The organism is Thauera terpenica 58Eu (assembly GCF_000443165.1).
GTDB classification, from domain to species: domain Bacteria; phylum Pseudomonadota; class Gammaproteobacteria; order Burkholderiales; family Rhodocyclaceae; genus Thauera; species Thauera terpenica.
In genome coordinates, this window is sequence record NZ_ATJV01000062.1 from 23,211 (window position 1) to 32,839 (window position 9,629).

8 protein-coding genes are annotated in these 9,629 nt (G+C 66.5%); 4 read left to right on the forward strand and 4 right to left on the reverse strand.

Features of this window, described 5'->3' with window-relative positions:
• The first annotated feature begins 144 nt into the window (after positions 1 to 144).
• The 3 genes from M622_RS32565 to mnmA are packed head-to-tail and all read left to right on the forward strand — an operon-like array spanning position 145 to position 2,464.
• Complete coding sequence (locus M622_RS32565) at positions 145 to 597, forward strand: NUDIX hydrolase (protein ID WP_021249867.1); 453 nt, start codon at positions 145 to 147, stop codon at positions 595 to 597.
• A 12-nt stretch (positions 598 to 609) separates the two neighbouring features.
• Entirely contained in the window at positions 610 to 1,350 is a 741-nt protein-coding gene (locus M622_RS32570) for a hypothetical protein (RefSeq protein WP_021249868.1), read from the forward strand.
• 16 nt (positions 1,351 to 1,366) lie between these two features.
• Complete coding sequence (gene mnmA / locus M622_RS32575; protein WP_021249869.1) at positions 1,367 to 2,464, forward strand: tRNA 2-thiouridine(34) synthase MnmA; 1,098 nt, start codon at positions 1,367 to 1,369, stop codon at positions 2,462 to 2,464.
• A gap of 40 nt (positions 2,465 to 2,504) precedes the next feature.
• Here mnmA and M622_RS32580 read toward each other — a convergent pair whose 3' ends face one another.
• From M622_RS32580 to glnE, 4 genes are all read right to left on the reverse strand, one after another.
• Positions 2,505 to 3,443, reverse strand: a complete 939-nt coding sequence (locus M622_RS32580) for a hypothetical protein (RefSeq protein ID WP_021249870.1) — start codon at positions 3,441 to 3,443, stop codon at positions 2,505 to 2,507.
• A 44-nt stretch (positions 3,444 to 3,487) separates the two neighbouring features.
• Positions 3,488 to 4,054: a DUF2062 domain-containing protein gene (locus tag M622_RS32585; RefSeq protein ID WP_021249871.1), complete on the reverse strand. Its 567-nt coding sequence runs from the start codon at positions 4,052 to 4,054 to the stop codon at positions 3,488 to 3,490.
• Between the two features lie 256 nt (positions 4,055 to 4,310).
• Entirely contained in the window at positions 4,311 to 5,882 is a 1,572-nt protein-coding gene (locus tag M622_RS32590; RefSeq protein WP_021249872.1) for a CYTH and CHAD domain-containing protein, read from the reverse strand.
• Between the two features lie 14 nt (positions 5,883 to 5,896).
• A complete protein-coding gene (glnE, locus tag M622_RS32595) occupies positions 5,897 to 8,602 on the reverse strand; it encodes a bifunctional [glutamate--ammonia ligase]-adenylyl-L-tyrosine phosphorylase/[glutamate--ammonia-ligase] adenylyltransferase (RefSeq protein ID WP_021249873.1) in 2,706 nt (901 codons plus the stop codon).
• Positions 8,603 to 8,813: 211 nt separating this feature from the next.
• Here glnE and M622_RS0120375 point away from each other — a divergent pair.
• A partial coding sequence (locus M622_RS0120375) for a YhdP family protein (RefSeq protein ID WP_031347054.1) occupies positions 8,814 to 9,629 on the forward strand: 816 nt, incomplete at its 3' end.

Sequence of the window (9,629 nt, forward strand, 5' to 3'; positions counted from 1 at the left end):
GCCCGCGTCGGGCGAGCCTAACCCCGGGATTCTAGCGCAAACACCCGCTCCGCGAACGCCGCATGCTGGGCTGAAAGCCCCGGTGTGCTGGGGAAAAGCCCTATCGCACGCTAGAATGCCGGGCTGCAGCCAGGGGAGTGTGAGTTGATCGAGCGCGAGTGGAAACCGAACCTGACCGTCGCCGCCCTCATCGAGCGCGATGGCCGCTTCCTGATGGTAGAAGAGCATACGCCCGAGGGCTTGCGCTTGAACCAGCCGGCCGGCCATCTGGAGCCGGGTGAGTCCTTGCTTGAGGCCAGCGTGCGTGAGGTGCTCGAAGAAGCCGCGCACCGCTTCGTGCCCGAATATCTGGTGGGGGTCTACCAATGGACGCGGGCACAAGGTGATATCACCTATCTGCGCTTCGCCTATGGCGGCAAGAGCCTGGGTGAGGAGTCGGGGCGCACGCTGGATGAGGGCATCGTGCGTGCGCTGTGGATGAGCATCGAGGAACTGCGTGCCAGCGCTGAGCGCCACCGCAGCCCGCTCGTGTTGCAGTGCGCTGAAGACTGGCTGGCCGGACAGCGTCATCCGCTGTCGCTGGTGCACCACAGCTGATTCGGCGTGACGATGCTCGGTTTGCTCGTGCTTGCCCTGCTTGGCGTCCCCAGCCTGGCGCAGGCCCGGTCACCGCAAGCGCTTGAACCGGCGGCGGTGAGGGCTGAACACCGCATCGAGGAGCAGGCCGAGTCCACGGTCAGCATCTGCTACAACTATGGCTGCGTGCGCGAGGAGGAGGTGCGCTTTCGTGCCGCAACCCTGACACGTCTTGTCGCGCGCTTCGCTGACGCGCAGACGGCAGAGGAAGAACGTGCCGTGCTGGGCGAGGCCCTGGGTCGGTTGTACCGTGTAGCGGCCATCCAGACGCCGATTGCTGCGGATCGCGGCGGCAATCTTCTTGATGACGGTGCGAATGGTCGCATGGACTGCATCGACCACTCGACCTCAAGCACGCGGCTGCTGCGTCTGCTCGAGGCGCGCGGCGCACTGCGCTTTCATCGGGTGCTTGAACCGGTGCGGCGCACACGTTTCATCTTCCAGCACTTCAGCGCGGCAATCGAAGAGTTGTCGTGCGCAGAGCGCAGTGTGCGTGTGGCGCCCGAACCGGCGCCAGGTGAGGTGTCAACCGAGGCACTGGCGCACGGCCCTTGTGCCGAGGCTGGCCTGATTATCGAGGATGCGGGCGGCGCCGATGCGGCCTCGCCCGGTGCGCGCTATGTGGTGGACAGCTGGTTCGTCGACAATGGCGAGCCGGCGGTGGTGCTGCCACTCGCCGAATGGCTCAATGGAGAAGGACCGAATGTCCAATAAGCACGATGGAAACGGCATGAAGGTGGTGGTCGGCATGTCCGGTGGGGTGGACTCGTCGGTGACGGCGCTGCTGTTGAAACAGCAGGGCTACGAGGTGAGCGGCCTGTTCATGAAGAACTGGGAGGACGACGATGACGCCGAGCACTGCTCCACGCGTCAGGATCTGGTCGATGTGGCGTCGGTGTGTGATGTGATCGGCATCGATCTGGAGGTGGTCAACTTCAGCGCCGAGTACAAGGAGCGCGTGTTCGCCGACTTCCTGCGCGAGTACGAGGCCGGGCGCACGCCCAACCCCGACATCCTGTGCAACTCCGAGATCAAGTTCCGTTGCTTTCTCGACCATGCCCTGGCGCTGGGCGCAGAGCGCATTGCCACCGGCCATTACGCCCAGGTGCGGCAATGGAGCAATGATGGCCGTCAGGAGTACCAGTTGCTGAAGGCCGAGGACGGCACCAAGGACCAGAGCTACTTCCTCTATCGGCTCAACCAGGAGCAGCTGGCAAAAACCCTGTTCCCGCTTGGTGCGATGTACAAGCGCGAGGTGCGCAGGATCGCCGAGCAGGCCGGGCTGCATGTGGCAGGCAAGAAGGATTCCACCGGCATCTGCTTCATCGGCGAGCGCCCGTTTCGCGAGTTCCTGATGCGTTACCTGCCCACCAGGCCGGGCGAGATTCGCGCGCTGGACGATGAGCGCGTGCTGGGTGAGCATCAAGGCCTGATGTACCACACCATTGGCCAGCGCAAGGGCCTGCACATCGGCGGCATCAAGGGCAATCAGGATGAGGCGGGCGAACACGAGGCCTGGTATGTGGCGCACAAGGACGTCAAAGCCAACGTGTTGTATGTGGTGCAGGGACATGCGCACCCGGCGCTGCTGCGCGAACGCCTGGTGGCCACTGATCTGAACTGGATTGCGGGTCGCGATCCGCACACCAACTGGGTGTACACCGCCAAGCCGCGCTACCGCACGCCGGACATGGCCTGCCATATCGACCGCCTCGCCGAGGGCAGGGCCGAGATCGTCTTCGCCCAGCCGCAGTGGGCGCTGACGCCGGGGCAGAGCGTGGTGGTGTACGAGTCTACGGTCTGTCTGGGCGGCGGCATCATCATCTGAGCGCCGCGATCGTGGGCAAGAAGCCTGGCGCGCGGCGGACTCAGTAAGGAGCGGGGCTGGCCAGCAGCGGCTGGCCTTGCATGTGCGCCCGGGCGGAAAAGGTTTCGCAGCGCTCGATGAATTCGCGCGTGCTTTTCGGCATGGGCACACGCGCCCGGGTGATGTAGCTCACCAGATCACGGCCTTGCAGCAACAGGCGCTGGCCGTCGCTGCCCAGTTGCCGCGCGTCTGCATTCAGACTGTGCAAGGGCGCGGGCGAGAAGGCCGCCAGTTCCTCCGCGGCAACGACGAAGTCCGACCACACATCGAAGATGTCGGGGTCGGTGCGCAGGGTTTCACACTTGAGTTTGGCGGCGCGGGTGAAGTGATTGATGGCGGACTGGATGCCGTCGTACATCGGCACCAGGCCAATGGTGGCCGTCATCACCGCACCCAGGCGATCGATGTCGCGCAGGGTTTGCGCGATCTTGATGATCCGGCTCTCGTAGAAGGCTTCGACCGGAATCGAGAACGCGCGGAAGGGTTCGCCCCACAATTCGTCTATGCCTTCCTCGCCGCTGCGATGCAGCACCAGCTTGCCCAGGCTCAGGGCCTCCTGCAGACAGAAGCCGCATTCGCGCATCAAGGCATTGTCGGTGTCGATCTCAATGCCTTGTTCCTGCAGTTCCACCAGCTTGGTGAAGATGTCGGTGGCGCGATTGAACAGTGCGCCTGCGAACATCGCGCCCTTGACGCGCTTGCGCGCCGGGTCGTGCTCGGTTTCGTAGGCACGGCGCGCTTCGTCCAGGCGCTTGCCGGGGATGTTGATGCCGTGCTCGACATGGTTGAAGAGGCGCCGCGTCAGCGCCTGGATGAGCTGTTTCTTGGACTGCAGGGAGTCGGCCGGCGGGTCGTAGACCTTGATCCAGTAGCCGTCACAGTAAATACGGCGTACGCCGTCGATGAGCTCGATGGTGCCGTTGTTGATGGGTTCGTTCATGACCGCTACGACCTCCAGGGCGTACGGATGAGGGCCGCTTGCCTTCAGGTGCTGCCGAGGCGGGCCATGCGCGCCAGCAAGCGCCGATTGCGCAGCGCCGCGCGCCGTTTGTGGCGCACGCGCAGGCGCCAGACGATGTGTACGCCGAGGTAGCCGAGGATGGCTGCGCTCACCGCCATGATCGACATGCCGAGCAGCAGGGGCTGGCCAATGCCGCTGAGCCAGGACCAGGCCTGCGCCACGGAGTCGATGACGGCCATGGGCGCTTGTGCGGTCTCGGCCTCGATCGCCGCTGGCACCGGGGCATCGATGATGCGGGCGCCCAGTCGGTAGGCAAAAAAGTACAGCGGGGCGTAGGTGAGCGGGTTGCTGATCAGGGTCGACACGGCGGCAATCCACAGGTTGCCACGCAGCAGCAGGGAGGCGATGGCAGCAGCAGGAATCTGTGCCACCGGAATCATCAGGCCGAAGAACGCACCCACCGCAACGCCGCGTGCAACCGCGCGCCGATTGAAGTGCCACAGCAGCGGATCGTGAACGCGCGGCCCGAGCCAACGCAACAGGCGGCTGTGCTTGATGGTGTCGTGCGAGGGCAGAAAGCGTCCGAGCATGGTCCGGTCCGGGCTGGGGGCGGCGTCTTGAGCAGTCGAGAGGAAGTGCACGCACACGCTCCGTGCCGCCAGGACGGAAACGTGCGCGCAGAGCTGCACTCGGTATTGTGCGTCAATATGACCCCGCGTGCTGTGAGGAATTCACTCTTGACTGTTGCACTGCGCTTCAGGGCTGATCCACGGTGCTCAGACTGCGGGAAAAGGCGACGCCTTGCCTCGCCCATGCTGTGTTCTTCAAGTTATCCGCGCGCATCGCTCACCATGGCGTCTTGCCCCACAGCACGGGCTGGCAGTGGCGCAGTACGCGCTGGCGCAAGTGCGTGTAACGCGGCCCATGCCAGCCCAGGACAAAGGTGATTGCCGGCTGCAGGCTCGCATCCGATGTTGCCCAGGTCCGCATGCGAGCGTGGGCAACATCGACATCTTGCAGGAAACCCAGGCTGGCCTGGGCCTTGACGACGCGCGCACGATAGCGCGCGACGGCCTGTGCGCCAAACAGCGGCGCGAACACCTCCAGACCGTAGCGCAACTGCTTGCAACCCAGGCGAAGCACGTGCAGCCGGGTCGGCTCGAGTGCCTGTGCCGCATCGAACTGGCCTCGTGCGCGCTTGCGCAGACGCTCCAGGCGCAGGCGGGCGAAGCTGCGCAAATCAAGCGCCGGAACAAGGCCGTGCGCGGGCAGGTGCAACAGCGCGGCGCTGAACTCGAGCAGCAGGCGTCCTTGCTCAGCCATGTCGAGTGCCTGGGCGGCGACGCGGTGAGCGGCGTCGCGTGCGCTGTGCGTGGTTTGCAGCAGCGCTGTCATTGCGCTTGCATCAGCCAGAATTGCGCTGTCCACGGGGGTGAGCAATTCGTCATGCAGGACGTCGAGCTCGCGCGCATCTTCAAAACGTCTGGCGTTGTCACGCAGACGCGCGTTCCATTGGCCGGCAAAGCCGGCCGGCAGGGCAGGCGCGAACAGCCTGAGCAGGGCACGCAGATGGCGCAGGGCAATGCGCAGTTGGTGAATGAACTGTGCGCGCGTCAGCTCCGGGGCAAGCGCTTCGGGCGACTGCGGCTGCGGCTGCGCCTGCGCAGCGGCGAGCGCCAGGGCGTCGGCGACATTGGCCTGCCAGTGGCGAACGCAGGCGTAGGCGCGATCGCGAAAGGCCTCGACCACGCCCTGGTCGGCGCTGAGGGTGGAGACTTCGGCGTGGGTGGGGCGCAGCGGCAGGTCGAGGTACAGGCGATAGCCACGCTCGGCCTTGGACACGTCGGCCGGCATCAGCGGCAGGGTTTGTGCAAGCTCGCAGGCAAGGGTGAACAGGTCTGAGGCTGCGCCCTGCTCGAGCTCGAGTTCGAGCTCGCAGATGGGAGTCTGGCGCAGGCTGCCATCGGGCGCGGTGAACTGCACCGTGCCGGAGTCGATCATCAACAGGATGCTCACCCCGTCGCGTGGGCACAGGCGACGCGTCTCGCGCCGGAAGCGGGTGGTGAAGAGCGGAATCAGGGCGTCGGCGTGACGCCTGAGCAGCTTGGCGGTCGCCCTGGCGTCAATGGCGGAGAAGTCGAAGGCGCCGGTATAGGCTTGTTCCCACTCGGGGCGCTGCGACAGGCCGGCGCTCGACTGGCCTGCACACTTGACTGTCTGCAGCCAGCGCCGTCCCTGGCGACGGGTGCGCACGGCCACCTTGCGTGCCTTGAGCTGAAGCTTCGGGGTGTCGTAGTAGGTGTTGTCCAGCGTCACCGCATTGCCCAGCTTCTCCGCGCCTGCGACCACGGGGTGGCGACGCAGCGCGGCGAGCGCAGCGGGTGGCAGGGCGAGCTTCAGTTCGATCTCTTCAGGCATGGCTTGACGCTCCCTCAATCACCGAACACATGGCGCCACAAGGCGATGACCGGACGGCGCGCGGCTTCCGCCTCCGCCAGCGGCACGCGCGATTGCAGGTCGTTGAGACGCTGGCGGTGCTGCAGGCGGCGCAGTTCGCGATAGCTGTCGGCGCAGGCCGTTGCGAGCGCGAGCGGAATCAGATCGAGCTCTCCGGCCATGCGCAACAAGGCGATATTGCCCAGGTTGCCGGTGAGCTGGGGGTGGGTGTGTGAATGGCCCAGCACCAGATACTGGATCAGGAACTCGACGTCGACCAGCCCGCCGCTGTCGTGCTTGAGATCGAAGAACTCGCCGACCTTGCTGCCGTGGGCGTCGCTCATCTTCTTGCGCATCGCCTTCACCTCGGTGCGCAGGGTGTCGAGCTCGCGGCGCAGGCACAGCACCTCGGTGCGAATGGCCTCAAAGCTTTTGCCGATCGCACGATCGCCGGCGGAAAAGCGTGCGCGCGTGAGGGCCTGGTGCTCCCACACCCAGGCCGATTCGAGCTGGTACTTGCGAAAGGCCTCGAGCGATGTGACGAGCAGGCCGGCCTCGCCGTTGGGGCGCAGGCGCAGATCGGTTTCGAACAGTTGGCCTGCGGCGGTCTGGCTCGACAGCCAGGTGCTGGTGCGCTGCGCCAGCCGGGTATAGACCTCGGCGGCCTCGGGCGCATCGTCCTCATACAGGAAGACGATGTCGAGGTCGGAGGCGTAGCCCAGCTCCTTGCCGCCGAGCTTGCCGTAGCTGATGACGGCGAAGCGGGGCTCCTTGCGGTGCCGGATCTTGATCCGGCTCCAGCACCGCGGCAGGGTCAGGTCGAGCACGATGTCGGCGAGCTCGGATAGATGGTCGGCGAGCTTTTCCACCGTCAGCAGGCCGGCGATGTCCTGGGTCAGCAAACGGAACAGCTGGGCGTGGTGCTGTTCACGCATGACGTCCATCTGGCGCTCCATGTCGGGCTCGACGGCATCGAGTTCCGCCGCCAGCTCGGTACGGAAAGCCTGCCAGTCGGGCGCGGTCTCGGTGCCGTGGGTGTCGAGCATCTCGTCGAGCAGCAGGGGATGGCGGGTGAGAAATTGTGCACCCCAGCGCGACGCGCTCATGAGGTCGGCAACCCGGCGCAGGGCCTGGGGGTATTGCTGCAGCAGGGCGAGATAGGCCCCGCGCCGGCCGATCGCGTCCATCAGGTCGAGGAAGCGCGCGAGGGTGTCATCCGCACCCGGGGTGGTGGCAGCGGCCTCGATGATGCGCGGGATGAGGGCGTCGAAACGGCTCTTGATGTTGTTCGGCAGTTGACGGTAGCGCGGGCCGGCGTGAATCGAGGCCAGGCGCTCGGCACCGGCGCGGGGGTGGCGGTAGCCCAGGGCTTGCAGTGCAGGCACGACGCTGTCGACGTCCTCGGCGCCAGCCCAGGTGGCATCCAGGCTGTGGTCCTCTTCCGAAGGGTCGCCGAACACGGTGTCGAAGTGAAGGCTGACCACGGCGCGGTGAGCGTTCAGGGTTTCGAGCAGGGCGGGGTAGTCGGCAAAGCCCATGGCCTCGGCGATCAGCGCCTGGTCAGCGGTCTGGGTCGGTAGATCATGGGTCTGGGCGTCATCCAGGTACTGCAGTCGATGTTCCAGCCGGCGCAGGAAGTCGTAGGCGGCGCTCAGCTCGGCGACGCCGGTCGCTGACAGGATGCCACGCTCGGCGAGCAGCGCCATCGCCTTGAGCGTCGGCCTGACCTGCAGCGCGGTGTCACGCCCGCCGCGAATGAGCTGGAAGACCTGGGCGATGAATTCGATCTCGCGTATGCCGCCCGGGCCGAGCTTGACGTTGTGGGCGCGGTCGCGGCGCGCGACCTCGCGCCGGATCTGCACGTGCAGGTCGCGCATGGCGTTGATCGCGCCGAAGTCGAGATACTTGCGAAAGACGAAGGGGCGGGCGATGCCGTAGAGCTCGGACCAGCGTTCGCCCAGCATCACCCGTGCCTTGATCCAGGCATAGCGCTCCCACTCCCGGCCCTGGGTGACGAAGTAGTTTTCCAGCATGTCGAAGCAGCACACCAGCGCCCCGGAGTCGCCATTGGGGCGCAGGCGCATGTCGACGCGGAACACCTGGCCATGTTCGGTGACCTCGTTCAGGGCCTGGATCAGCTGCTTGCCGAGGCGCTCGAAAAATTCATAGTTGCTGATCACCTTCTTGCCACCGGTGTCGCCATCTTCCGGGTAGATGAAGATGAGGTCGATGTCGGAGGACACGTTGAGCTCGCGTCCGCCGAGCTTGCCCATGCCGATGACGAGCAGCTCCTGCTCCCAGCCGGTGGGCGACAGCGGCAGGCCGTAGCGCTCGACGAGGGCGGCGCGCAGCACCGCGTGCGCATGACGCAGGCTGACTTCGGCGAGCACGGTCATGGTTTCGGTGACCTCCGCCAGCGGTGCGGCGCAGGATAGATCACGCACGATGAGGTGGCACAGCACCCACATGCGCAACTGGCGCAAGGCCGGACGCAGGGCAAGGTCGGCTCCACCGAGTGCGCTTTCGCGCGCGCTGATGAAGTCTTCCATCTGTGTCGCCCCGATCGGCCCGGCGATGCTGGCGGCGAGCGCCTCAGCCAGCCAGGGCTGGCAGTCGAGCATGCGCGAGAGATAGCGCGAAAAGCGGCGCGCATTGTGCACCGCGGGCGGCAATGCCGCGGACGCCTGGGGGAGGGTGGTCATGCTGCGGCTCCAGTGCCTTCGATCTTATCGTTGGTAGAATGACGGCCCTCGCAGCGCAGGCTGTTGGTGGGCGTCGAGCGCATAGTTTATCCGCGCGACGTCGTGCCGGCGTGTGTCAGCGGGTGCCCGGGAGCGGGACCGCGCGCGACGCCGTGCCGCGCGGTCGCCCGCCCGTCCCGAATTGCGGCTCGGCAAGCCGCGGCGAACCCGTATGAATCCGCGCCCCGAGCCTTCCCCGTCCGCTTCCTCGCTGCCTGCCCCCACCCTGCCCGAACGGCGGCGGCGTGCGCGCCTGCGTGTCGCCCTGGACCGCATTGGCAAGCTGCTGGTGCTGGCCTGGATCGTCGTGGCCAGCGTGGTCTTGCTGGTGCGCCATGTGGCCTTGCCGGCGGTGACGGAGTTCCGCACCGAGATTGCCGCCGCAGCCGGGCAGGCGCTCGGGCTGCCGGTGACGCTCGGCGCAATCCAGGGCGACTGGGCCGGCTGGCGGCCACGTCTGATCTTGCAGCAAGTCACGGTCGCTGATGACAAGGGGCGGCCGGCGCTGCACCTGCCGCGCGTCGACGCGACGCTCGCCTGGTCATCCCTGTTGCGCCTGCAAGCGCATTTCCACCGCCTCGAGATCAGCGCACCCGAACTGGCCTTGCGACGGGAGGCTGATGGCCGCCTGTTCGTCGCCGGGCTGCAAGTGGGCGCCGACGCCGGCGCTGAGGGCGGGGCGCTGGCCTGGTTGCTCGAACAGCGCCAGATCGTGATCCACGATGCGCGCCTGCGCTGGGACGACCGCCTGCGTGGGGCGCCCGAGCTGGCGCTGGAGAAGCTGGAGTTCCGTCTAGATCAACGTTTCGGCTCACGACGCTTTGCCCTGCGCGCACAGCCGCCACAGGCCCTGGCTTCGACGCTGGACGTGCGCGGCGAGCTGCGTCGCCTCGATCTCGCCACCCCGCTGGCCTCTGTCGGGCGGCTCTATATCGCGCTCGAGCGTGCCGACCTCGGCGGCTGGCGTCCCTGGGTCGATTATCCACGG

What these genes read in the sequence shown, in the direction of transcription:
- M622_RS32570 (WP_021249868.1), top strand. Translation starts at nt 610, where the DNA reads ATGCTCGGTTTGCTCGTGCTTGCCCTGCTTGGCGTCCCCAGCCTGGCG.
- mnmA (WP_021249869.1), top strand. Translation starts at nt 1,367, where the DNA reads ATGAAGGTGGTGGTCGGCATGTCCGGTGGGGTGGACTCGTCGGTGACG.
- M622_RS32580 (WP_021249870.1), bottom strand. Translation starts at nt 3,443, where the DNA reads ATGAACGAACCCATCAACAACGGCACCATCGAGCTCATCGACGGCGTA.
- M622_RS32585 (WP_021249871.1), bottom strand. Translation starts at nt 4,054, where the DNA reads ATGCTCGGACGCTTTCTGCCCTCGCACGACACCATCAAGCACAGCCGC.
- M622_RS32590 (WP_021249872.1), bottom strand. Translation starts at nt 5,882, where the DNA reads ATGCCTGAAGAGATCGAACTGAAGCTCGCCCTGCCACCCGCTGCGCTC.
- glnE (WP_021249873.1), bottom strand. Translation starts at nt 8,602, where the DNA reads ATGACCACCCTCCCCCAGGCGTCCGCGGCATTGCCGCCCGCGGTGCAC.